Raw genomic sequence first — 23,267 nt, 5'->3', positions numbered from 1 at the left:
AAAATCTCAGGTGGTGGGGAATAACCCATCCTCACGCCATGTGAAGCGAGAGGATGGGCATCCAGACAGGCGTTAGCGCTTGGCGAGGAAGCTGGCCCAAGTCTGCATCATGGCCTTGCGCGCTTCGAGGTGATCCGTCCTCAGATAGGCGACAACGACCTTGTTGCCGATCTGGTGAGCCAAGGCAGCCTCAATCGCATCGAAGGCAAAGCCCTTCTCAGCGGCCCAGTCACGAAACGTTGAACGGAACCCGTGAACGGTAATGGTGTCGTACTTCATCCGCTTCAGGACCGCCGAGAGGCTCATATCCGACAGCGGCTGACGGTAAAGGCCGGGAAAAACCAGCGGGCAACCATCGAGCCGAGGAAGTTCGGCTAGCAGCGCAAGGCAGGCATCGGACAACGGCACCCGGTGTTCGCGCTTGGCCTTCATGCGCCCAGCCGGAATGGTCCAGAGCGCCTTGTCGAGGTCGATCTCCTCCCAGCGTGCTCCGCGCACTTCGCCCGACCGGGCTGACGTCAGGATCGCAAACTCCAACGCCCTTGCACCAACGCCTTCGCGCAAGCGGAGGTTCATCACGAAGGCAGGTGCGTCCTCCCATGGCAAAGCCGGATGGTGACGCACGGTCCTGACCTTGCTGGTCCGAGGCAGAACCGCATCAAGACCGCCCTTCCAGACCGCCGGATTTTCACCGCTGCGCCAACCGAGCGCCTTGGCGCTGTTCAGCACAGCCTCAACGCGCATGCGCACCCGGCTGGCAGTCTCTGGCTTCACGCTCCAGATCGGCTTGAGGATCGCGGCAACATCTGCAGTCGTGATCTCATCCACCGGCTTGTCGCCGATCTTGGGGTAGACATAGGTCTTGAGCGTGTTGCTCCACTGCTGGATGTGCTTGCCATTGCTCCACCCAGTCTTTTGGTTCGCAACGTGGCTTTCTGCGGCAGCCCGGAACGTAAGCTGCCGCCGCCGCAACTCGAGGTCCGCCGCGCGCTTGGCTGCCTGCTCGGCCTCGCGTTCGGCGTGCCGCTGGGCGAGCGGGTCAACCCCGTTCGCCACATTGGCCCTGAGCCTAGCCGCCAGTGCGCGCGCTTCGGGCGCAGGGAGGCCAACAAGCGAGCCTAGGCCCATTTCGCAGCGCTTGCCGTTAAGCTGGTATCGGAAAATCCAGCTCTTGGCCCCCTTGGGGGTCACATTGAGATAAAGGCCATTACCATCGGCATGCATGCCGGGGCCTGCGGAGACGATCTGGGTATTCTTCAGAGGCATAGAGCTTCCCACCACTTATCCCACCACCGAGCGGCCCATTGTTCCGACCCGGTGACAGATGTTGACGATCAGTGGCGGAAAAATACCGTGGAATTATAGCGTTTTACCAGAGCACCAGCAGACGCCAGCAAACGTCCGTGGATGAGGACTTGGCGGAGCGGGAGGGATTCGAACCCTCGATACGCTTTTGGCGTATACTCACTTTCCAGGCGAGCGCCTTCGACCACTCGGCCACCGCTCCGCATGCACTGGAAGGCGCGGCCCTAACGGCAAGCAACCACTTCCGCAAGGCCGGGAAGGCTGGCATGAACGCGATTGTGATGAAACACCCGCTTCTGCTTTCTGTCGCCCTGCTGGCCAGTTGCAACGCCGCGCCAGCGCCTGCTCCTACGCCTGCGGCTTCGCCCTCCGCTGCGCCTGCCAAAAATTCTGCGCTCGCGCCGACAGAGATCGTCGCTGCAGCCCCGGCGTCAGATTGGGCGGCCATCGCCCCATCCGATCTCTTGGTGATGGACCTTGCACCGGATGCCAAGGGCGCAGCGCGGCAGGTGGTGATCCAGTTGCTGCCAGCGCCGTTTTCGCAAGGGTGGATCGGCAATATCCGCGCGCTTGCGGGCGCGAAGTGGTGGGACGGCACAGCTGTGAACCGCGTGCAGGACGGCTATGTCGTGCAATGGGGCGATCCGGATGGCGAAGACAAGGCGAAGGCCAAGCCGCTGCCGCCGGGGCTGAAGGTCGTGCCGCAGGAGGAGTATGAGCAACCGCTAGCCCCCAGAGTCGAACTGAAGGTAATGAAATCCTTTGAACAACAGCAATCCAGTGGTGAGTTCGGATCACCACCCGTATTCCATGATGCCCCTGGGCAGGCCCAAGTATTTCTTGCCGGCTTTCCTGTCGGCATGGGAGACAACCGCAAAAGCCAATCGATGTGGGCAATGCACTGCTACGGCACCGTCGGCGTGGGCCGTGACTATCCGCCCGATACCGGCTCGGGCGCAGAGCTTTACGCCGTCATCGGCCAGGCCCCGCGCCAGCTTGATCGCAACATCGCCGTGGTCGGCCGCGTGATCGAGGGGATGGAGCATCTCTCCAGCCTGCCGCGTGGCACCGGCGATATCGGCTTCTACAAGACGGCGGAGGAGCGCACGCCGATCCTGTCCATTCGCATCGGCAGCGAGGTGCCGGGCCTGCCGCGCTACCAGTATCTTTCCACCGAAAGCGCCAGCTTCGCCCGCTATGCCGATGCGCGGGCCAACCGGCGCGATTCGTTCTACATACGCCCGGCTGGCGGGGTGGATATCTGCAACGTTCCGGTGCCGGTGCGGCGGGTGCCGGGGTGATCTAGCGCCCCTCCCCTCAAGGGGAGGGGCTTGCCTGCCCTACCCCAGCCCCAGCGGCTTGTACGCGCCGAAGATCAGCTGTTCGAACACGCCCGTGCCCACCTCGCCCGCGCTCGTCGTCACGCGGCTAACGATCTGGACGTGGAAGTTGTCCATCCGTTTGGGGTCGATGTCCGCCAGCACAATGTCCTCGCGCTCCACCTCGAGCACGCCGTGATACAGGCCATGTCCCCACTTGGGCGAGGTATAGCCGAGGCCGCGCATCTGGAAGCGCTGCAAGGGCTCGAAGGTCAGCGTCAGCGGCTCGTCCCCGCCGATCACCAGCTCCCCGCCGGCTGGCCACAGCGTCCCCGGCTGCAGCGGCGCATCGAGCTTGGCAGACGGCGTCTCGAAGAACCCGTCATGCCCCGCGCTATCGGGCGCGATCACCGCGCGGGTGTTCCACGGCGCGCCATGCGCATCGGCGTTGATATGGAAGAAAACGCTGCGGCTGGGCAGGTTGATCGGCGTCCACTGCCAGAAGAACTGCGGCACCACGCCGTGGCCATGCGGCTGCGTGTCGCTCGTCCCCACCGGGCGCACACCCCAGCTCCTGTCGCGCGTGCCAGCCGTGCCGGGCTTCAGCACCGTACGCACCCCATCGATCTCGACCCAACCGGTGTAGTGGCCGTTCTGCGTCAGGCGCGTGTAGTCCATGAAGGTGCGCGGCCCGATGCGGTGGATGAAGCGGGGCTCCTCGATGGGGAAAGCGCGCCCGGTGAAGACGATCTCGGCGCGGATGCCCTCCCCTTCCACGCTGATGGAAAGCTGCTTGAGCGGCTCTTCCACGCGAATCGCGATGGGCCCGCAGGTCAGGTCCAGCCGCTCCATGTTGAGCTCGCGCGAGGCATGGAGCGAATGCTGCACCCCGTCTCTGATGAAGCAGAAATGCGCATCCGCCACGTTGAGGTGCGGATAGATGCCGAAAGCCGCCGCGAAGAAGTCCGATCCGTCCGGCGCGTAGCCGTTGAAGAAATAGCGGTCGTAGAAATTGCGGTCGGTGCCGGAATAGGCAATCGGCTCGGGCGTCTGGTGCAGCGGAAAATCGTCGCCCTTGGTCAGCATTGTGCATTCTCCATCATGGCATCCAGCGCGCCGATGCTGTCGTGATCGAGCGCGAGTTCGGCAGCACCCCGCGCCATCGAAAGGAAATTGGCATCGCCCCGTTCGGTGCGCACCACGAAGGCCGCGCTGAACACGGCGGTGAACAGGCCGTGCAGCGCCCCGATCCGGTAGCGCCGCAGCATGACATCCTGCGCAATCGGAGCCCCATACCGCGCCATTTCCTCGGCATAGAGCGCCAGCAGGGCCGCCTCGTTGGGCCGGCGTAGGTCGCTGCCGATCCCGCAGCCCATGAAATAGCCCACATCGGTCATCCCGCAGCCGATGGCGCAGGTCTGCCAGTCGACAATGGCGATAGGCTCGGCGCCCCCCGATCCATTTTTGCCACCAACGCCGAACAGCATGTTGTCGAGCCGGAAATCGCCGTGGATCAGGCAGGGCTCCTCGGGCTGGCGGTTCAGCCAGTGCTCCACCCGCCGGTCCAGTTCGTCGCACAGCGCCAGAGCATCAGCTGCCAGCTGGCCGTCATAGCGCTCCCGGAAAATCACATGGGCCTGGTGGTAGAGCCGCCCGATCTCGGCCAGCAGCCCCTCGCGGCCATGGAGCCATTCTGCGCCGAGCACACTGGGATGGCCGGCCGTGGCCGCGTGCAGCGCCGCCGCCTGCCGGATCGCCGCTTCGGCGTCGGCAAGGTCGCAACCCTCGAGCTGGTTGCCGCCCCGCTCGGGGGCAAGGTCCTCGAACAGCAGCACGAAATCGGTGCCATCGGCATTGATCCCGGCCGCGTAGACCTTTGGCGTGCGCACCGCGAGCAGCCCCGCCAGCTCGCGGTAGAAACCCACCTCCTTTACATAGAGCATCATCGCCGCCGCCGTGCCCCGGCTGGTCGGATCGGCTGAGGCAAACTTGCCCGCAAGCGTGGCGGGGGCAGCCGTGGGCCGGTCATAGGCCAGCGTGAAACGCGCGGTATCGCCCACCTGCCCGGTTCCGATGGACTGCCACGACAGCCCCGTAATCCGGGCCTCACCGAGCAGCCCTGCCCGGGCCAATTGCGCTTCGATCCAGCCTGGCGTTACCGCCGCGGCCGTGCTTGGAAATTCGTCCATGCATCACTCTCCGTCGGCGAGACTGGCAGAGAGGCAGGCAGATGGGAAGCAGTTTTAAGCGGGCGATTAAGGAGAAATCGACTAGCCATACGCCCGCCGCCTGCTAAATCTGCTACCCATGCTGACAATCGCCCCGATGACCGCCCAACAGACCCACGAATTCGCGGCGATCTGGATTCCGTGGCTTGAAGGCATGGGCCGGGTGGTCGAGGCTGAGGATGCCGCGATCATGGCCGATCCCGCGAACTACTATCGTGCCAGCGGTGGCGAGGCATTCCTTGCGAGGATCGGTGAGGAAACCGTCGGCGCCGTTGCCGTCAAAGGTCTTGGTGCAAGCGGCTTCGAGTTCTGCAAGCTGGTGGTGACCGAGGCCGCGCGCGGACATGGTGCCGGGCGGGCGCTCGTGCAGACCTGCCTCGAATTCGCGGCCGCGCATGGCGGCCCGGCCCTCTACCTGCAATCTTTCAGGGCGCTCGATGTTGCCCTCGGGCTCTACGAACGCATGGGCTTCGCCGATGCGCCTGCGCCGCCGGGGATGAACGTCCTCGCACGCACACAGATCATCATGGCGAAGCCCGTCTAGGCTTCAGGCGAGACGGCCGAACGCCGCCACACCGGCATAGCGCGCCGACTGGCCCAGCTCTTCCTCAATGCGGATGAGCTGGTTGTATTTGGCGAGCCGGTCCGAACGGGCGAGGCTGCCGGTCTTGATCTGGCCGCAGTTGGTGGCAACCGCGAGGTCGGCAATCGTCGCGTCCTCGGTCTCGCCCGAACGGTGCGACATGACCGCTGTGTAGCCACTCCGCTGCGCGATGCTCACCGCTTCCAGCGTCTCGGTCAGGGTGCCGATCTGGTTGACTTTCACCAGCAGCGAGTTGGCAAGGCCCTTGGCGATGCCCATGGTCAGGCGCTTGGGGTTGGTGACGAAGAGATCGTCGCCCACCAGCTGCACCTTTTTGCCGATCTTGCCCGTCAGCGCCGCCCAGCCCTCGAAATCATCCTCGCTCATGCCGTCCTCGATCGAGCGGATCGGATAGGCGTCGGTCAGCGCGGCAAGGTAGTCGGCCATGGCTTCCGGCGAAAGCGAGAGCCCCTCGCCGCTGATCTCGTACTTGCCATTCTTGAAAAACTCGGTCGCCGCGCAATCGAGCGCGAGCACGATGTCGGTGCCCGGCTTGAACCCGGCCTGCTCGATCGAGGCCATCACGAAATCGAGCGCATCGCGCGTGCTGGCAATGTTCGGCGCAAAACCGCCCTCATCGCCCACGCCGGTCGCGAGGCCCTTCTGGTGCAGCGCCTTCTTCAGCGTGTGGAACACTTCCGCACCCCACCGCACCGCTTCGGCGAGCGTCGGCGCGCCGACGGGCATGATCATGAATTCCTGGAAGTCGATCGGGTTGTCGGCATGTTCGCCGCCGTTGATGATGTTCATCATCGGCACCGGCAGCAGGTGCGCCGAAACCCCGCCGACATAGCTGTAGAGCGGCAGGCCCCGCGCATCCGCCGCCGCCTTCGCCACGGCAAGGCTGGTGCCGAGTATGGCGTTGGCGCCGAGGCGGCCCTTGTTCTCGGTGCCGTCGAGCGCGATCATCGCCTGATCGATGTCGCGCTGATCCTCGGCGTCCATGTCGACCAGAACGCCTGCAATCTCGCCGTTCACCGCGCCGACGGCCTGCAGCACGCCCTTGCCGAGGAAACGCCCCTTGTCGCCGTCGCGCAATTCGACCGCCTCATGCGCGCCGGTCGATGCGCCCGAGGGCACCGCTGCGCGACCGAACGAGCCATCCTCCAGCAGCACATCGACTTCGACGGTCGGGTTGCCCCGGCTGTCGAGGATCTCGCGGGCGTGAATGTCGATGATCGCGGTCATGATCGCTTCCTCGTCTGGTGGTCTATCGTTTGATGGCTTCCAAGCGGGCCCTATCGGCGCAGGGCCCGCGATACAAGTGCGCCTAGCTATGCGTGATCGGTCTGGTGGCCGGCTCGGTGGCCTCCTGGATGCGGCAAAAGCCCCCCGCGCGCCTTTCGCACCTGCGGCATTTGGGCTAGAACTGCATGCAACGTCAGAATCGCCTCCGCGAAAGGACCCGCACCATGGCCGATACCCCCGACAACGCGGCTCCCGAAGCCGCCCCCGAGACCACGGGCAAGCCCAAGACCCGCAAGAAAGCGGCCCTCAAGGTCGTCGAGACGGCTGCCGAAGCGGTCGCCGAGGCCGTGCCGGCCGAAATCGCCCAGATCGAGGAAACCGCGGCCGATGCCGCCGTTGCCGTCACCAGCCGTTTCGGCAAGGCCATCGAGGATGCCAAGGCCAGCGCCGCCAGCCTCACCGGCGAAGCGCGCGAACGCACCGCCGCGCTGACCGAAACCGTCACCGCAACCGCCAGCGAAGTGACCGAAAAGGCCAGTGAATATGCCGAGCAGGCCAAGGTCGTCGCGCTTGATCTCGCTCGCCAGGGCAAAGGCAAGGCCACCGCTGCGCTCTCCACCATCGGCGAGACGATCGAGAGCAACGCCGGCGTGATCGACGAAAAACTCGGCGTCCAATACGGCGACTATGCCCGGGGCGCGGCGCACACCCTCCAGTCGACGGCTGCCAGCCTCGAGGCCAAGGACATTCCCGAGATCGGCGAGGACATCGTGACCTTCGTGAAGACGAGCCCGGTCAAGGCGCTCGGGATCGCGGCCGTCACCGGGTTCGTCCTCTCGCGCTTCCTGCGCCGCAAGCCCGCGCCTGCACAAAGCGCTGACACCACGGAAGCCTGACCCCAGCGCGTGATCGAGAACAAGGTCCAGACCGAAGAAGGCCCGGAGGCCGAGGAGGATACCCTTCTCGGCGGCGCGCGTGCGCTGCTCGAGGATGGCCAGTCGCTGCTGACGGCCGAACTCGAATTCCAGAAAGCGCGCGCCGGCTTTGTGCTGGGCCGCGCCAAGAGCATCCTCGCGCTTGCCGCGCTCGCGCTGGCGCTGCTGTTCTTCGCGCTCATGGCGCTCGTCATGGGCCTGCTGCTCGCGCTCGCACCGCTGGTCGGACCGTGGGGCGCGCTCGCGATTGTTGTCCTGGGCCTCCTCGCGCTCACCGGCCTGTGCCTGCTCGGCGTCCTCGGCCGCGTCCGCGCCGTCACCCGCGCGCTCAAGGGACGGAGTGACGCGACATGAGCGAGGAGGCGCTGCAGGAAGCCCGCACCCGGCGCGCCGAGGCCTGGGCGCGCTTCAATGGCCGCAAGCAGGCGCTGCGGGAAGGTCTTGCCGAACAACCCATCCCGACGCGTATCAAGAACGCGGCAATGGACCATGTGATAGACGCCGTGGACGAAGCCAAGGCGGTCGCGAAGGACAATCTTCCTGTCATCGGCGGCACGCTGGCACTCCTCGCCGCATGGTTCTTCCGCCGCCCCCTGATCACCCTGATCAAACACCGCTTCGCCCCCGCAGCCGAAGCGGACGAGGACGCAGCATGACCGATAGCGAAACGCCGCCGCCCGAATCCCCCGAAGCCCCCACCGATCCGCTGGGCAAGGTGAAAGGGTTCGTGGAGGAACATCCCGTCGCCATGGTTGCCGGCGGCATCCTGCTGGGTGCGCTGGTGGCCGGCGCGATGTCCCGCAGCAGCAAAAGCGTCTCCGGCGGCGTTACCGGTGATCGGGCGACCCGCAAGGGAACGCTGGCCCGCCTGTCCCTGCCCCGCCGCGCGGCCGATCTCGCGGCCATGGGCCTCGAACTTGCCGCCGCTTATGCCGCGGGCGCCGCGGGCGAGAAGGCCGCCACCCCTGCCGGTGAAGCCGAAGCCGAAGCCGAAACCGAAGCGAAGGCCGAAGCACCTGCCAAGACGGACACGTCGCGCCTTCCGGCGCTGGCCGGCAAGGCGCTGCGCACGCTTGCTCCCGTCATAACCCGCCACCTGCCGGGCAAAAAGGCGGATTAACAGCGCTTTCCGTAGTGGCCGGGGCTTGCGCCGCCCTGTTCATTTTGCCAGTGGCTTGGCTCCTCCCCAAGGAAACGGACAAGCCAGCCATGCAGAAACTGCACCTCGTCATGGGCGGCCGGGTCAAGGACCCGCAGCACCTCGAGTTTACCGACCTCAACGCGATCGATCTCGTCGGCGTCTACCCCGACTATGCCAGCGCCGAAGAAGCCTGGCGCAGCTGCGCCCAGCGCACCGTGGACGATGCCGAAATGCGCTACGTTGTGGTCCACCTCCACCGCCTGCTCGAGCCGGAGCTGCAAAAACCGGCCTGAGGCGCGCAACGAAAAAGGCCGGGGATCACACCCCGGCCTTTTTTCCTCTCAGGCCTGCCTGAAGGGCAACCGCCTCAGATGAACTCGATCTTTTCGACGACGTAGAACCGGTCGCCCGAAGGCACCGTCACTTCGATCTCGTCGTCCACGCGGCGGCCGATCAGCGCCCGGCCCAGCGGCGAGTTGTAGCTGATCCGCCCGCGCTTCGCGTCCGCCTCGGCCTGGCCGACGATCTGATAGCGCACCGGCTTGTCGGCATCGTCGAGCAGCGTGACGGTCGCGCCGAACACGATACGGTCGCCCGAAAGCGTCGTCGGATCGATGATCTGCGCGCGGCTGAGCTTGTCCTCGAGGTCGCTGATCGTGGCCTCGACCTGCCCCTGCCGCTCCTTGGCGGCATGATATTCGGCATTTTCGGAAAGATCGCCGTGCGCGCGGGCTTCCTCGATCGCATCCACGATCAGGGGGCGTTCCTCGCGCAGCGCCTTCAGCTCGGCCATCAGCTTCTCGTAGCCTTCGGCCAGCATCGGCAGCTTTTCAACACTTGCCATCCCTAGTCCTTCTTGTCTTTCAATCCCTTGGCCAAACCGGGCCAGGGGAAAACCGTTCCTCCCCGGTCAGCTTCGCGGCTGATCCGGGCTCAAAGTGCCGCGATGACGGGGATCACGTGGAAGGCTGATAGTAATCCTGCAACGAGCGTACCGCAAGTTCGGCGCTGCGCAGTGCCTCGATGGCCCCCGCAGCGGCGACCGAAGCCGCCGCCGTGGTGAAGTAGGGCACCTTGCCATAGAGCGCCGAGCCGCGGATCGATTGCGAGTCCTTGTGGCTCTGCCAGCCTTCGGTGGTGTTGAAGATCAGCGCGATCTCGCCGTCGATGATCCGGTCGACGATGTGCGGCCGCCCTTCCGCCACCTTGTTCACCCGTTCCACCTTCACGCCGGCCGCGGTCAGGAACGTCGCCGTCCCGCCCGTCGCCACGATGCGGAAGCCTTGCCCCACGAGCTTCTGCACCGCCGGCAGGATCACAGGCTTGTCGCCATCCTTGACCGATACAAACACCGTACCCGTCTGCGGCAGCACCATGCCTGCGCCCAGCTGCGCCTTGGCAAAGGCCATCGCGAAGCCGCTGTCGATGCCCATGACCTCGCCGGTCGATTTCATCTCGGGCGACAGCACCGGATCGACGCCGGGGAAGCGCGCGAACGGGAACACCGCTTCCTTGACCGCCATGTAAGGCACATCGCGCTTGATCGGAGGCAGATTCTGCAGCTTCTCGCCCGCCATGATCCGCGCGGCGTACTTGGCAATCGGCTGGCCGATGGCCTTCGCCACGAAAGGCACCGTGCGGCTGGCGCGCGGGTTCACCTCGATGAGGTAGACCTCGCCGTCCTTCACCGCGAACTGGATGTTCATGAGGCCGCGCACGCCCAGTGCCTTGGCAAGCAGCACCGCCTGCCGCTCCATCTCGGCAATGATCTCGGCCGGCAGACTGTAGGGTGGCAAGGTGCAGGCGCTGTCGCCCGAATGGATGCCCGCTTCCTCAATATGCTGCATCACGCCCGCCACGACGACGTCGTCGCCATCGGCCAGCGCATCGACGTCGCACTCGATCGCATCGCGCAAGTACTGGTCGATCAGGACCGGGCTGTCGCCCGAGACCTTCACCGCGGTTGCGATATAGTCGTCGAGCTGCGCCTGGCTGTCGACGATTTCCATCGCGCGTCCGCCCAGCACGTAGCTCGGCCGGATCAGCACCGGATAGCCGATGCGGTCCGCCACCGCGACCGCTTCGTCGCGGCTGCGCGCCATGCCGCCGAGCGGCTGGCGCAGGCCCAGCTTCTCGACCAGACGGTTGAACCGCTCGCGGTCCTCAGCGAGATCGATCGCATCGGGCGACGTGCCGAGGATGGGAATGCCCGCATCCTCCAGCGCCTGCGCCAGCTTGAGCGGCGTCTGCCCGCCGAACTGCACGATCACACCCACCAGCGTGCCGTTGGCCTTCTCGGCCTCCAGCACTTCCAGCACGTCCTCGGCGGTCAGCGGCTCGAAATAGAGCCGGTCCGACGTGTCGTAGTCGGTCGAGACGGTCTCGGGGTTGCAGTTGATCATGATCGTCTCGAACCCGGCACCGGCCTCGCCGCTCGCGGGGTCCGTCTCACCCAGCGCGAAGCAGGCATGGCAGCAGCAGTAGTCGAACTCGATGCCCTGCCCGATGCGGTTGGGCCCGCCGCCCAGGATCACGATCTTCTTGCGGTCGGTCGGCGCGGCCTCGCTCTCGGGCTCGCCGAACAGGCCGCTTTCATAGGTCGAGTACATGTAGGGCGTCACCGCCTCGAACTCGGCCGCGCAGCTGTCGATGCGCTTGAACACCGGGCGCACGCCAAGCTTGTGGCGCAGCGCGCGCACTTCTTCCTCGCTCGTCGCCCCCGCCATGGCGTTCAGCACGTCGTGGATCAGGCCGGAGCGGCGCGCCTGCGTCTCGCCCATGCCACCCGCCACGCCGACCGAACGCACCGCCAGCGTCGCCAGCCGCTTGTCCGAAAAGCCCATGGACTTCAAACGCCGCAGCCCCGCCGCATCGATGGGCAGGCCTTCCGCCGTGATCTTCGTTTCTTCGGCGATGATCGCCGCGATCTGGCGCAGGAACCACGGCTCGTACTTGGTGACCGCCTGCACGTCCTCGATGCTCAGGCCCTCGCGGAAGGCCTGCCCGATCACCAGCAGCCGCTCCGGCGTCGCCCGGCTCAGCGCGGCGACGATCTGATCACGCGTCGCGCCTTCCAGCTCGACCACGCGGTTGAAGCCATCGAGACCCGTTTCCAGTCCGCGCAGCGCCTTCTGCATCGATTCCTGAAAATTGCGACCGATCGCCATGACTTCGCCGACGGACTTCATGGCGGTTCCGAGCAGCGGCTCCGCGCCCTTGAACTTCTCGAAGGCAAAGCGCGGGATCTTGGTGACCACATAATCCAGCGTCGGCTCGAACGCCGCCGGGGTCGCCCCCGTGATGTCGTTCATGATCTCGTCGAGCGTGTAGCCCACGGCGAGCTTCGCCGCGACCTTGGCGATCGGGAAGCCGGTGGCCTTCGATGCCAGCGCCGAGGAACGCGAGACGCGCGGGTTCATCTCGATCACGATCAGCCGCCCGTCCTTCGGATTGACCGCGAACTGCACGTTGGAACCGCCTGTTTCAACGCCGATTTCCCGCAAGACCGCGATCGATGCGTTGCGCATGATCTGGTATTCCTTGTCGGTCAGCGTCAGCGCCGGGGCGACGGTAATGGAATCGCCGGTGTGGACGCCCATCGGATCGACGTTCTCGATCGAGCAGATGATGATGGCGTTGTCGTGCTTGTCGCGCACGACTTCCATCTCGTACTCTTTCCAGCCGAGCAGCGATTCCTCGATCAGCACTTCGGTGGTCGGCGAGGCTTCCAGCCCGCCGCGCACGATCTTGACGAACTCATCCTTGTTGTAGGCGATCCCGCCGCCGGTGCCGCCCATGGTGAAGCTCGGCCGGATGATCGAGGGCAGCCCGGTGCGCTCGAGCACCGCGAGCGCTTCCTCCACCGTATGTGCGATGCCGGAACGGGCGGATTCCAGCCCGATCTTGTCCATCGCATCGCGGAACTTCATGCGATCCTCGGCCTTGTCGATAGCCTCGGCGTCCGCGCCGATCATCACGCAGCCGTACTTCTCCAGCGTCCCATCGCGCGCGAGCGCGAGCGCCGTGTTCAGCGCGGTCTGCCCGCCCATCGTCGGCAGCACCGCATCGGGGCGCTCCTTCTCGATGATCCTGGCGACGACCTCGGGCGTGATCGGCTCGACATAGGTCGCGTGCGCCATGTCCGGATCGGTCATGATCGTCGCGGGGTTCGAGTTGACCAGGATGATCCGGTAACCCTCTTCCTTGAGCGCCTTCACCGCCTGCGTGCCCGAATAATCGAACTCGCAAGCCTGGCCGATGATGATCGGCCCGGCGCCGATGATCAGGATCGAGGAGATGTCAGTGCGTTTGGGCATTACTTTACCGCCGATTCAGGAGCGAGAATAGATTCGAACTCAAAATGCCCCAGCTTCCCATCAGTGATTTTCTGACGAACCAACGCTGCGGTTATGGGTCCAGTCCCCTCAGTGAAGAGGATCATTAATTCGATACGACCGTCCGGCGTTTTGGGCCGCGCCGCTTTTACACCAAGCGATGACAATGGTCCGAGGTTTGCTTCAAGTGCGGCAATATCATCTGCCGTCCCGAAGGTTATATAGCCAAGCAGTCGCATCGCATCGCCGGACTGAGTTTGAATGGCGACCCCCGGCTTTGCGAAAGCAAACTCTGGCGCAACCAACAGACCGGCCAAGGCCATCAGGAAATGCGCTGTACTCACCCCAGCATCCCCACAAACTTCTCGAACAGATAGAAACTGTCCTGCGGCCCCGGGCTGGCCTCAGGGTGATACTGCACCCCGAAGGCCTTCTTGCCGACAACCGAAATCCCGCAGTTCGAGCCATCGAACAGCGAGACATGCGTCTCCTCCACGCCCTCGGGCAGCGCCGAGTTGTCCACCGCAAAGCCGTGGTTCATCGAAGTGATCTCGACCACGCCGTCGGCATGGCGCTTCACCGGATGGTTCGCGCCGCGATGGCCCTGGTGCATCTTGATCGTCTTCGCGCCCGCCGCGAGGCCTAGCATCTGGTGGCCGAGGCAGATGCCGAAGACCGGAATGTCGCGCTCCAGCAGGCCCTGGATCACCGGCACGGCATAGACGCCCGTCGCCGCGGGATCGCCCGGCCCGTTCGAGAGGAACACGCCCGCGGGCTTGAGCGCCAGCACCGTCTCCAGCGAAGTCTCGGCGGGAACCACCGTCACTTGCGCCCCGGCGCGTACCAGATTGCGGAAGATGTTGTCCTTCGCGCCATAGTCGATCGCCACCACATGCGGGCGCGGATCGTGCGGCGAGCGGGCATAGCCCTGCCCCAGCCGCCAGACGCCGCCTTCCCACTCGCCCTGCTCGTCGCGGCTCACCACGCGGGCGAGGTCCATGCCTTCAAGGCCGGGCCAGGCCTGCGCCTCGGCCAGCAGCGCCGGAATGTCGAAATTGCCATCGGGATCGTGCGCGATCACCGCATTGGGCGCGCCGGAGACGCGGATCCGCCGCGTCAACGCGCGGGTATCGATGCCGGAAAGGCCGATCTTGCCGCGCGCTGCGAGCCAGGCCTGCAGCGGCTCGGTGCTGCGGAAATTTGCCGGGTCGGTCACATCCTCGCGCACGACAAGGCCGATGGCGCCGGGCACGTCGTGGCTTTCCATGTCCTCGGGGTTCGTGCCCACGTTGCCGATATGCGGGAACGTGAAGGTTACGACCTGACCGGCATAGGAGGGGTCAGTCAGCACTTCCTGATAGCCCGTCATCGCGGTGTTGAAGCACACCTCGCCCACCGCCTTGCCCGCCGCGCCGAAACCGCGTCCCCATGCCACGGAGCCGTCCGCAAAAACGAGAACGCCGGTCGCGCCGGCCGGTTTTGGCGCATGGGTGTGGGCGGGGTCGGCCATGATTTGGGGCGCTCCGTTGGCAAGGGTCTGGCGATGTCGCTAAGGCTCGGTCGCTAGGCCCCTCGCCCCTTGCCGTCAACCTAGCGAAGGCAGAAAGTTTCGCCTAAGTGACAGCCTTTCGCCCCGCATGCGGGCGCTCCATCCACAGGAATACGAATCCCATGATCCGCGATACGATCAAGGCCGCCCAGATCAGCGCCATGAAATCCGGCGACAAGGCCCGCCTCGCCGCCGTCCGCCTCATCCTTGCCAAGCTCAAGGACAAGGACATCGAGCTGCGCACCGCTTCGGCCGTACCAGATGATGATGTTCTGGTGGTAGATGTCCTGCAGAAAATGGCCAAACAGCGCCGCGAATCGATCACGCTCTATCTGGAAGGCGGCCGCCAGGAGCTCGCCGATATCGAGCAGGCCGAACTCGTCGTGATCGAGGAGTTCCTCCCGCAGCAGCTCGGCGAAGACGAAGTGAAGGCCGCGATCGAGGCGATCAAGTCCGAACTCGGCGCCACCTCGATGAAGGACATGGGCAAGGTGGTCGCCGCACTCAAGGCCCGCCACGGCAGCCAGCTCGACATGAGCAAGGCGAGTGGCCTGGTGAAGGCGGCGCTCAGCTGAAACCCCGGTGAGCCTCACCCCCCAATGGCTCGATGAACTGCGCGCCCGCGTTTCGCTCTCGGCGCTGATCGGGCGCAGCGTGCGCGTCCAGAAGGCGGGGCGCGAGTTCAAGGCCTGCTGCCCGTTCCACAACGAGAAGACACCCAGCTTCACGATCAACGACGAGAAGGGCTTCTACCACTGCTTCGGCTGCGGCGCGCATGGCGATGCCATCCGCTGGATGACCGACCATCAGGGCCTCCCGTTCCTCGATGCGGTGAAGGAACTCGCCGCCAGCGCGGGGATGGAAGTCCCCGCGCCCGATCCGCGGGCAGCAAGGCGCGCCGAGGAAGCCAAGTCCCTGCATGACGTCATGGCGGCAGCGCAGGCGTTCTTCGTGAAAAGCCTCGCCGAGGATCAGGGCGCGCAGGCCCGCGCCTACCTCGCCTCGCGCGGATTTCCGGCCCATGTCGTCAAGGAATTCGGCTTCGGCTACGCGCCGGACAGCCGCACCGCGCTGAAGGAGGCGCTCGCCCAGTTCCCCGATGCCATGCTGATCGAGGCAGGCCTGCGCATCGTCGTCGAAGGCCGCGATCCCTACGACCGGTTCCGCGGACGCCTCATGCTCCCCATCTGCGATCCGCGCGGACGGGTCATCGCGTTCGGCGGGCGCATCCTCGACAAGACCAAGACGGACGCGCCCAAGTATCTGAACTCGCCCGATACCCCGCTGTTTGACAAGGGCCGCACGGTCTACAACCTCCACCGCGCCTCCCCCGCCTCGCGCCAGTCGGGCCGGGTCGTCGTGGTCGAAGGCTATATGGACGTCGTCGCCCTCGCCGCCGCCGGGATTGGCGAGGCGGTGGCACCGCTCGGCACCGCGCTTACCGAAGACCAGATCGAGCGGCTCTGGCGCATGGTGGAGACACCGGTGCTGTGCTTCGATGGCGACGCCGCCGGCCAGCGCGCCGCCACGCGCGCCATTGTCCGCGCGCTGCCACTGCTGCGCCCCGGCCATTCGCTGCGCATCGCCGTGCTTCCCGCCGGGCTCGATCCCGACGACCTCATCAAGCAGCAAGGCACCGCTGCAATGGAAGCCGTGCTGTCGGCCGCGCGCCCGATGGTCGATGTGCTGTGGGATATCGAGCGCGCCGCAGCCCCCGTGGCGACCCCCGAGGACAAGGCCGGTCTCAAGGCCCGCCTCATGGCCCATGTCGAGACGATCGGCGATGGCGACATAAAGGGCCTCTATCGCCGTGAACTGCTCGACCGGTTCGGCGAACTCGCCTACCCGCAGCGTGAGCGCCCAGCGTTCCAGCCTGCACCGCGCGGGTCAGCCCCCGGCCGCAAGGGCCCATGGCAGCCCGCCCCGCCTCCGCTTTCTGCCGCCGTTACCGCGCGGATGCAGGCCGTGGGCGAAGGCCGGCCGCTCCTCGCCGCCGTCCTCGCCGGCCTCATCCGGCAGCCGCAGCAGATCGCGCGCCATGCCGAAACGCTCGCCCGGCTCGAAGTGTCCGATCCCGCCCTTGCCGCCCTGCTCGATGCCCTCATCGATATGGTCCAGAGCGGTGCCGGCCCTGCCACGCAGCCGCTTGAAAGCACCGACGTTCTTCCCATATTGGCAAAGCGGGGCCTCAGGGCACCGACGGCGGACGACTACGCCGGAATGCGATTCGGTTTTCTGGATGGCAAGGCACCCGATGCGGCGGAGGAACTCGCCGAAGCGGTGGACCTGCTTACCGGGCTGCCGGCCGTCGAAGCTGCGCTGGCCGAGGCCACGCGCCGGCATGAGGCGGAGTTTTCCGACCAAACATTCGCTGAACAGCAACGTTTGCTGCAACGAAGGCTGGCGCTGCTGGCCCGGTTGGGGCAAATGGGCCGCACCCGCGCGGGATTGGGCTAGCCTTGTCTGGGTTACCCTTGGCGCAGAGAGATGGTACCGGGAATAGATGGCTTCCACCGACACGACTGACACCGGCGATGCACCGCTGATCGATCTCAACGATGCTTCCATCCGCAAGCTGATTGCCCGCGCCAAGCGGCGTGGCATCATCACGGTGGACGAACTCAACGAGGCGCTGCCGCAGGACCAGATGTCCGCCGACCAGATCGAGGACATCATGGCCGCGATCTCGGAGATGGGCGTCAACATCGTCGAGAGCGACGAGGACGCCGTCGATCCCGAGGACAAGAGCAGTGACGAGGAAGTCGAGGATCAGGATCCGGTCGACGAACGCCCTGACCTTGTTTCCAAGCGGAAGGAAACGGTCGAACGCACCGATGATCCGGTGCGCATGTACTTGCGCGAAATGGGCGCGGTCGAACTGCTCAGCCGCGAGGGCGAAATCGCCATCGCCAAGCGCATCGAGGCCGGCCGCGACACCATGATCCTGGGCCTTTGCGAGAGCCCGATCACCTTCCACGCCATCATCCAGTGGTCCGAGGCACTCAACGCCGGCGAGATGCAGCTGCGCGAGATCCTCGATCTCGACGCGATGCTCTCGAAGGAACCGCAGCCGGAAAACCTCTCCGAAGACGGCGAGGAAGCCGGTGACGGTGAAATCAGCGAGGCTACCGCTGGCCCGTCCTTCAAGGAAGAAGAGGACGTCGAGGAAGAAGAGGCCGCCGAGGACGAGGACGACGAGCTCACCGAACGCCGCGCCAAGCGCCCGGCCGAGGAAGAGGAAGAGGACAACACCCTCAGCCTCGCGCAGATGGAAGCGCAGCTCAAGCCGGAAGCGCTCGAGAAGTTCGCCCACATCACCAGCCTGTTCCGCACCTTTGAAAAGGTGCAGGCCGAGCGTCTGAACGCGCTCGGCGCCGGCAACGATTTCCCCGCCGCCAAGGAACAGCAGTACCAGCAGCTGCGCGAGGATCTCACCGCGCAGGTCGAAAGCGTGCAGTTCCACGCGACCAAGATCGAATATCTGGTCGACAACCTCTACGCCTTCAACCGCCGCCTGACGACGCTGGGCGGCCAGATGCTGCGCCTGGCCGAGCGCCACAAGGTGCCGCGCAAGGACTTCCTCGATCACTACGTCGGGCGCGAGCTCGATGAAGGCTGGCTGCAGACGCTCGCGAACCGCGACAAGAAGTGGGCCGCCTTCGCCACCAACGAGGCCGAACCGGTCGAGCGCATCCGCGCCGAGATCGCCGATATCGCGGCCGCCACCGGCATGTCGCTGGGCGAGTTCCGCCGCATCGTGAACATGGTCCAGAAGGGCGAGCGCGAGGCGCGCATCGCCAAGAAGGAAATGGTCGAGGCCAACCTGCGCCTCGTGATCTCGATCGCCAAGAAGTACACCAACCGCGGCCTGCAGTTCCTGGATCTCATTCAGGAGGGCAACATCGGCCTGATGAAGGCGGTCGACAAGTTCGAGTACCGCCGCGGCTACAAGTTCAGCACCTACGCCACGTGGTGGATCCGGCAGGCGATCACCCGCTCGATCGCCGATCAGGCGCGCACGATCCGCATCCCGGTCCACATGATCGAGACGATCAACAAGCTGGTGCGCACCAGCCGCCAGTTCCTGCACGAGCAGGGCCGCGAGCCGACGCCGGAGGAAATGGCCGAGCGCCTTTCGATGCCGCTCGAAAAGGTCCGCAAGGTGATGAAGATCGCCAAGGAGCCGATCTCCCTCGAAACGCCGATCGGCGACGAGGAAGACAGCCACCTCGGCGATTTCATCGAGGACAAGAACGCGGTGATCCCGGTGGACGCGGCCATTCAGGCCAACCTCAAGGAAACCGTCACCCGCGTCCTCGCCAGCCTCACCCCGCGCGAGGAACGCGTGCTGCGCATGCGCTTCGGCATCGGCATGAACACCGATCATACGCTGGAAGAAGTCGGCCAGCAGTTCTCGGTCACCCGCGAACGCATCCGCCAGATCGAAGCCAAGGCGCTGAGGAAGCTGAAGCACCCGAGCCGGTCACGGAAAATGCGCTCGTTCCTGGATCAGTAAGGCTGGCCATCAAGCCGGAACAACAAGGGCTCCGCTGCGGCGGGGCCCTTTTCGTTTGGAGTCATCCGTTAAACCTGCTGAGCGAATAGCGCAGACGCCGGTTGAAACTCACTGCGCAATCAAACAGAACGACGAGATGACCATCTCACAAGATTATGCCCAGCTTATTTCCAGCCAGTTGCCTCTTATGAAGAGCGGCACTTTGCGGATTTGGGGCGAATGGTTTGGACGGCCCCACGACAATATTCACTTTATTGTCGGGGCGGAGGCTGACGTAGACAGGCTCATTCTCATGTTCAATGAGGGTGAAACGCTCACAGTCTATTCCCCCGAGCAGGGCAGATTTTCAGAGGGTGTTTTTTCGATTTGGTTCGCCACCAGGGTCCGATGGGAGTGGTATTACTACGGGAGGGAGCATTCAGCCGCTAGTCTGCATTTTCTCGATTATCAGCTTTGTGTGGAAAGTTTGGCACTTCAAACCAATTGGCGATATGCCAAGCTCTCTGGTCAGAAGCCTAACGGCCCCGCAGTTGAGCTTGTGTGACTTTACGCCCCCCTCACCCCACCCGATAAACCGCCAGCCGCACCGTATTCCCCACCTTGCCGCCATCGGCGACATAGATCGAGCGCGCCACCCACGCGTAGTCGGGATGCCCGCTGTCCAGCCGGATCGCGGTGCGCATGTAGTATTCCGAAGGCGGCACCACTTCCCCTGCCACGATCCGCGCGGCCACTTCCGGGGAAGCATGGCGGATGCCCTGGCTCACCACTTCGATCACCGCGCCGTCGTCCGTTTCAATGGCATAGCGCGCGTCCAGTTGCGCCACGCCGCCCGCCTGCACCGTCTGCCAATCCGCGCCGACGTTCAGGATGCGGCCGTTGATCCGCGCGCCCGTCGCCGTGCCGCCGACAATCGGAATGATCCGCCGCGTGCCCGCAAGCGCTTCGCCCATTTCGTGCGGCGGCGAAAGCTCGACCACCAGATCGCAGATGTGTTCCAGCGCGATGCTCATGCCAGCACCCTCGCCCCAGCCGGGATCGTCGGCGGCGCAGCGTTGAGCTGCTCTTTCGCGAAGCCCGCCGCCTTCTGGTAGGCCAGCATGAAGGCCGCGCGCTCCTCCGCCGAGATCACCGCGTCGATATCGTCGAACTGCCCGCCGCAGCGCTCGTCGACCATGTTGAGCAGGCCGAACGGACCCGCCCCCCGGTTGCGCATCGCCACCGCGCTGATCGGGGCGCACAATTCGGCATCGAATGCCGCGAGCGCCCCTGCGGTCACCCCCTGCCGCGTCATGATCCGCCCCAGCACCCGCGCATCGATGATCGCTTGCGAAGCGCCGTTGGAGCCTGTCGGATACATCGGATGCGCCGCATCGCCGATCAGCAGCACCGGCCCATCCGCCCATGTCGGCAGCGGATCGCGGTCGATCATCGGGTTTTCGTAGGCCACGTCCGATCCCGCCAGCAGCGCCGGCAGATCGAGCCAGTCGTAGACGAACCCCGCAAACTCATGCGCAAATTCGGGCAGCGCCACCGGTCGGAACCAGCCCGATTTCGACCAGTCGTGGTCCGCATCGAAGGTCTGCTCGGCAATCCAGTTGATATCGGCAAGGCCGTCCGCATCCGGGTGCGAGATCGGATAGAGCACCACGCGGTGACGGCTCGTGCCCAGACCCACGAACGAGGACCCGCTGCGGATCGGACGCGCCCTTGCCGTGCCGCGCCACATGATCGTCCCGCCCCAATGAATCGGCGGCTGAGCGGGGTGCATCTGCGCGCGGATCGCCGAATGGATGCCATCAGCGCCAATCAGAAGCTTGGCGACAAGCTCTTCGCGCCCGCCGTCCGCACGCTCGACCAGCGCCGTCACGCCGCCATCCGCGTCCTTGCGATAGCCCGAAACCCGGCATCCCAGCCGCACCGCATCCGGCCCCAGCCGCTCCAGCACCGTCCGGTAGAGCAGCATATGGAACTGCCCCCGGTGCACCGCATACTGGTGCCACCGATATCCGGCGAGCTTCCCGCGCGGCTCGGCATAGATGTCCTTGCCGTTCAGCCCCACCAGCGCCCACTCGCGCGCCGGAATGCCGACAGCGTCCAGTTCCGCCTCGCCGATGCCAAGGTCCTCCAGCTCGCGCACCGCATTGGGCTGGAGGTTGATCCCCACCCCCAGCGGTTTGAGCTCGCGCACGCTTTCCAGCACCGTGCAGGGCACGCCGATCTGGTGCAACGTCAGCGCCAGCACCAGCCCGCCGATCCCGCCGCCGGCAATCAAGACCTCGTTCTGGGCCATCGCACTTTCCGAATGTTATGTTCCATAGCGCCGCTACAGGCGCGGCGGTCGCGTTGCAACGCCGCTCACTTGTCTGCGCTATAGACCGGCACCGTATCGGCCAGCGGATCGAGCCGTACTGTCAGCGCGGTCCCGATTGCGATCACCAGCAGCACCGCCGCCGCAGTCCGCGCTGTCCTTGGGCGAAGCCCCTCCCACAGCGGCAACACGGCAAGACTTCCCATCGCCAGCGGCAAAACGGCAGCCACCGGCAACCCCGGCCCAACGCCCTGCATCACCTGATGGCCGAGCGAAAGCATGTAGCCCAGGATCACCGCGCCCGAAATCATGGCCCCAACCCGCGATTTCGCATCATCCTTGCGCACCGCCGCAATCGCCTCTGCCGTAAACATCATGGGCAGTACGACAATGTATCCTGCCGTCGGTGCGAACACCTGAAGGACCAGCCCCAGCACGAAAAGGGGCAGCGCCGCGCCTGCCATTTCCGCAGGCATCGGTTTGCGCGTACCCACGGTGAGCAGGAAGGCCGCCAGCCCGCCGCACAGCGCCATCACTTCCAGCCGCGGAATGGCCGCCAATCGGTCGTAATAGTTGGCCTGGTCCGGTGTGAGACTGATCCGGTTCACGGCCCAGAGCACCAGACCGGCCAGCACGATCAGCGCCAGCATCCGCCCTGCCCCAACAGCCAAGGTCTTCACGTCGCTGCCGTGACGCGCACTCTGCACGAGCCTCACTGCCGCATAGGCGATCATCAGCCACCCAACCCACACCGGATAGACCAGCAGGCCGAGGCCGAACACGTCGAAGAACACCACATCCGCCGCCTTGCCCGGCAGCGGCTCCGCCCGCAGCAGCGCGCGCGTCAGATCGAGCACTTGCGCGCCCATATCCTGCAGCGCGCCCTGATCGAGCGCTTCGGGTGTTGCCTTGGGCGAGTGGTAGAGCCACGGGCGTCCGATGAAGGCGAAGTTGTAGCCGGTGTAAGGTCCGTCGCGCGCCTCGGTCAGATCGGTGTCGTTGGGCAGCACCTTGTAGATATAGACCGCGAGGCTTGAGCCCGCGGGCCGCTGGATAGCCCCCGCTGCCCGCGCAATGGCCGCGCCGTTGTCCGCCGAAGTCTCGAACAGCGTCGTCCGCCCCCCGCCCCCGCGCGCCTCGACGTTGATCACCGCGCCGACATGCGCGCGCAAAGGATCCGCCGTGAAAAAGTGATGCGCCCCGTCGAGCCCCAGTTCCTCGCCATCGGTGATCAGCACGATGAGATCACGCGCCGGCGCCCCCCCGGCCTTTAACGCCCGCACCGTTTCCAGCAGGGCCGCAACGCCCGCGGTATCGTCCGCCGCGCCGGGCGATCCGCCAACCGTATCGTGGTGCGCCATCAGCAGGACCGCTGGCAGGCTGCGGTCCGTGCCCGGCAGCACGCCGATCACGTTGGTCAGCGTGGGCGCAAAGTCCTTTTTCCCGCTCCACCAAACCAGCCGTGCCGCGCTTGCCGGCGGTGCGGTGAACGGCGTTTCGTGCACCTCCATACCCATGGCTGCCATCCGACGCGCGATGTGCGCGCGTACGGCTGCGTTTTCCGGCGATGCGGCGAGGTGTGGCCGCGCGGCAATCGTGCGCACGTCGGCCATGGCTCGCCCTGCCGCAAAGACTTGCGGCGGCGCATCGGCCCCCATCGGCGCGGGCGGCGTCGTCGCCCGGATCCCCAGCACCGTCCCCAGCACCAGCACCGCCACCAGAAACAGCCGCCTGCTCATCTTCCCCTCCATCTCTCGCACCCTTGTCCGATCCCGGCGATGAGACTTTGTTAACCAAG

Annotated in this window: 22 protein-coding genes and 1 tRNA gene; 11 read left to right on the top strand and 12 right to left on the bottom strand. The window is 65.5% G+C overall.

Annotation, left to right across the window (positions count from 1 at the left end):
• Nucleotides 1–72 precede the first annotated feature (72 nt).
• Nucleotides 73–1,266, bottom strand: coding sequence for a tyrosine-type recombinase/integrase (locus AQZ52_RS09715; RefSeq protein ID WP_067909025.1), 1,194 nt, complete (start codon nt 1,264–1,266; stop codon nt 73–75).
• 150 nt (nt 1,267–1,416) lie between these two features.
• Nucleotides 1,417–1,507, bottom strand: a tRNA-Ser gene (locus AQZ52_RS09710).
• A 79-nt stretch (nt 1,508–1,586) separates the two neighbouring features.
• On the opposite strand from AQZ52_RS09710, the gene AQZ52_RS09705 reads away from it, so the two are divergent.
• Nucleotides 1,587–2,606 (top strand): peptidylprolyl isomerase, encoded by a 1,020-nt coding sequence (locus AQZ52_RS09705; RefSeq protein WP_067909828.1) that lies wholly within the window; start codon nt 1,587–1,589, stop codon nt 2,604–2,606.
• A 39-nt stretch (nt 2,607–2,645) separates the two neighbouring features.
• Here the strand turns inward: AQZ52_RS09705 and AQZ52_RS09700 are convergent, their stop codons facing one another.
• Both AQZ52_RS09700 and AQZ52_RS09695 read right to left on the bottom strand, forming a co-directional pair.
• Nucleotides 2,646–3,710 (bottom strand): Rv3169 family protein, encoded by a 1,065-nt coding sequence (locus AQZ52_RS09700; protein ID WP_067909022.1) that lies wholly within the window; start codon nt 3,708–3,710, stop codon nt 2,646–2,648.
• Nucleotides 3,704–4,813 (bottom strand): phosphotransferase family protein, encoded by a 1,110-nt coding sequence (locus AQZ52_RS09695; RefSeq protein WP_067909019.1) that lies wholly within the window; start codon nt 4,811–4,813, stop codon nt 3,704–3,706. The genes AQZ52_RS09700 and AQZ52_RS09695 overlap by 7 nt, the downstream gene beginning before the upstream one ends.
• Before the next feature lie 118 nt (nt 4,814–4,931).
• On the opposite strand from AQZ52_RS09695, the gene AQZ52_RS09690 reads away from it, so the two are divergent.
• A complete protein-coding gene (locus AQZ52_RS09690) occupies nt 4,932–5,396 on the top strand; it encodes a GNAT family N-acetyltransferase (protein WP_067909018.1) in 465 nt (154 codons plus the stop codon).
• A gap of 3 nt (nt 5,397–5,399) precedes the next feature.
• On the opposite strand, the gene eno is transcribed toward AQZ52_RS09690, so the two are convergent.
• A complete protein-coding gene (gene eno / locus AQZ52_RS09685) occupies nt 5,400–6,683 on the bottom strand; it encodes a phosphopyruvate hydratase (protein WP_067909015.1) in 1,284 nt (427 codons plus the stop codon).
• A 224-nt stretch (nt 6,684–6,907) separates the two neighbouring features.
• Here eno and AQZ52_RS09680 point away from each other — a divergent pair, with 224 nt between their 5' ends.
• From AQZ52_RS09680 to AQZ52_RS09660, 5 genes are all read left to right on the top strand, one after another.
• The gene (locus AQZ52_RS09680) at nt 6,908–7,579 is read left to right on the top strand and encodes a hypothetical protein (protein WP_067909012.1); all 672 of its coding nucleotides are present in this window, start codon (nt 6,908–6,910) and stop codon (nt 7,577–7,579) included.
• 9 nt (nt 7,580–7,588) lie between these two features.
• Nucleotides 7,589–7,972, top strand: coding sequence for a phage holin family protein (locus AQZ52_RS09675; RefSeq protein WP_067909009.1), 384 nt, complete (start codon nt 7,589–7,591; stop codon nt 7,970–7,972).
• Nucleotides 7,969–8,274, top strand: a complete 306-nt coding sequence (locus AQZ52_RS09670; protein ID WP_067909007.1) for a hypothetical protein — start codon at nt 7,969–7,971, stop codon at nt 8,272–8,274. Before AQZ52_RS09675 ends, AQZ52_RS09670 begins: the two co-directional genes overlap by 4 nt.
• The gene (locus AQZ52_RS09665) at nt 8,271–8,738 is read left to right on the top strand and encodes a hypothetical protein (RefSeq protein WP_067909004.1); all 468 of its coding nucleotides are present in this window, start codon (nt 8,271–8,273) and stop codon (nt 8,736–8,738) included. Before AQZ52_RS09670 ends, AQZ52_RS09665 begins: the two co-directional genes overlap by 4 nt.
• A gap of 89 nt (nt 8,739–8,827) precedes the next feature.
• Complete coding sequence (locus tag AQZ52_RS09660) at nt 8,828–9,052, top strand: DUF4170 domain-containing protein (RefSeq protein WP_067909001.1); 225 nt, start codon at nt 8,828–8,830, stop codon at nt 9,050–9,052.
• A 74-nt stretch (nt 9,053–9,126) separates the two neighbouring features.
• On the opposite strand, the gene greA is transcribed toward AQZ52_RS09660, so the two are convergent.
• The 4 genes from greA to carA form a co-directional block, all read right to left on the bottom strand.
• Nucleotides 9,127–9,603 carry a transcription elongation factor GreA gene (gene greA, locus AQZ52_RS09655; RefSeq protein WP_067908996.1) on the bottom strand — a complete coding sequence of 159 codons (477 nt, stop codon included), beginning with the start codon at nt 9,601–9,603 and terminating at the stop codon, nt 9,127–9,129.
• Between the two features lie 112 nt (nt 9,604–9,715).
• Nucleotides 9,716–13,075 carry a carbamoyl-phosphate synthase large subunit gene (gene carB, locus AQZ52_RS09650; protein ID WP_067908993.1) on the bottom strand — a complete coding sequence of 1,120 codons (3,360 nt, stop codon included), beginning with the start codon at nt 13,073–13,075 and terminating at the stop codon, nt 9,716–9,718.
• Nucleotides 13,075–13,437, bottom strand: coding sequence for a hypothetical protein (locus tag AQZ52_RS09645; RefSeq protein ID WP_067908990.1), 363 nt, complete (start codon nt 13,435–13,437; stop codon nt 13,075–13,077). Before AQZ52_RS09645 ends, carB begins: the two co-directional genes overlap by 1 nt.
• Nucleotides 13,434–14,603: a glutamine-hydrolyzing carbamoyl-phosphate synthase small subunit gene (carA, locus tag AQZ52_RS09640; RefSeq protein WP_067908987.1), complete on the bottom strand. Its 1,170-nt coding sequence runs from the start codon at nt 14,601–14,603 to the stop codon at nt 13,434–13,436. Before carA ends, AQZ52_RS09645 begins: the two co-directional genes overlap by 4 nt.
• A gap of 161 nt (nt 14,604–14,764) precedes the next feature.
• Between carA and AQZ52_RS09635 the strand changes: the two genes are divergently transcribed.
• The 4 genes from AQZ52_RS09635 to AQZ52_RS09620 all read left to right on the top strand — a co-directional run bounded on the left by AQZ52_RS09635 (nt 14,765) and on the right by AQZ52_RS09620 (nt 19,702).
• Nucleotides 14,765–15,217 (top strand): GatB/YqeY domain-containing protein, encoded by a 453-nt coding sequence (locus AQZ52_RS09635; RefSeq protein ID WP_067908984.1) that lies wholly within the window; start codon nt 14,765–14,767, stop codon nt 15,215–15,217.
• A gap of 7 nt (nt 15,218–15,224) precedes the next feature.
• Nucleotides 15,225–17,099 (top strand): DNA primase, encoded by a 1,875-nt coding sequence (gene dnaG / locus AQZ52_RS09630; protein ID WP_067908981.1) that lies wholly within the window; start codon nt 15,225–15,227, stop codon nt 17,097–17,099.
• 46 nt (nt 17,100–17,145) lie between these two features.
• Nucleotides 17,146–19,158 (top strand): RNA polymerase sigma factor RpoD, encoded by a 2,013-nt coding sequence (gene rpoD / locus AQZ52_RS09625; RefSeq protein WP_067908978.1) that lies wholly within the window; start codon nt 17,146–17,148, stop codon nt 19,156–19,158.
• 136 nt (nt 19,159–19,294) lie between these two features.
• Nucleotides 19,295–19,702, top strand: coding sequence for a hypothetical protein (locus AQZ52_RS09620; RefSeq protein ID WP_067908975.1), 408 nt, complete (start codon nt 19,295–19,297; stop codon nt 19,700–19,702).
• Between the two features lie 13 nt (nt 19,703–19,715).
• Here AQZ52_RS09620 and AQZ52_RS09615 read toward each other — a convergent pair whose 3' ends face one another.
• The 3 genes from AQZ52_RS09615 to AQZ52_RS09605 all read right to left on the bottom strand — a co-directional run bounded on the left by AQZ52_RS09615 (nt 19,716) and on the right by AQZ52_RS09605 (nt 23,208).
• Nucleotides 19,716–20,171 (bottom strand): DUF3237 domain-containing protein, encoded by a 456-nt coding sequence (locus AQZ52_RS09615; protein ID WP_067908972.1) that lies wholly within the window; start codon nt 20,169–20,171, stop codon nt 19,716–19,718.
• A complete protein-coding gene (locus tag AQZ52_RS09610) occupies nt 20,168–21,451 on the bottom strand; it encodes a flavin-dependent oxidoreductase (protein WP_067908969.1) in 1,284 nt (427 codons plus the stop codon). The genes AQZ52_RS09615 and AQZ52_RS09610 overlap by 4 nt, the downstream gene beginning before the upstream one ends.
• A 65-nt stretch (nt 21,452–21,516) precedes the next feature.
• Nucleotides 21,517–23,208, bottom strand: coding sequence for a M20/M25/M40 family metallo-hydrolase (locus AQZ52_RS09605; protein ID WP_067909825.1), 1,692 nt, complete (start codon nt 23,206–23,208; stop codon nt 21,517–21,519).
• Nucleotides 23,209–23,267 lie beyond the last annotated feature (59 nt).

The sequence above is a fragment of the Novosphingobium fuchskuhlense genome, assembly GCF_001519075.1.
GTDB classification, from domain to species: domain Bacteria; phylum Pseudomonadota; class Alphaproteobacteria; order Sphingomonadales; family Sphingomonadaceae; genus Novosphingobium; species Novosphingobium fuchskuhlense.
Note: the sequence above shows the minus strand (reverse complement) of the source record. Positions and strands in the feature narration are given on the sequence as shown.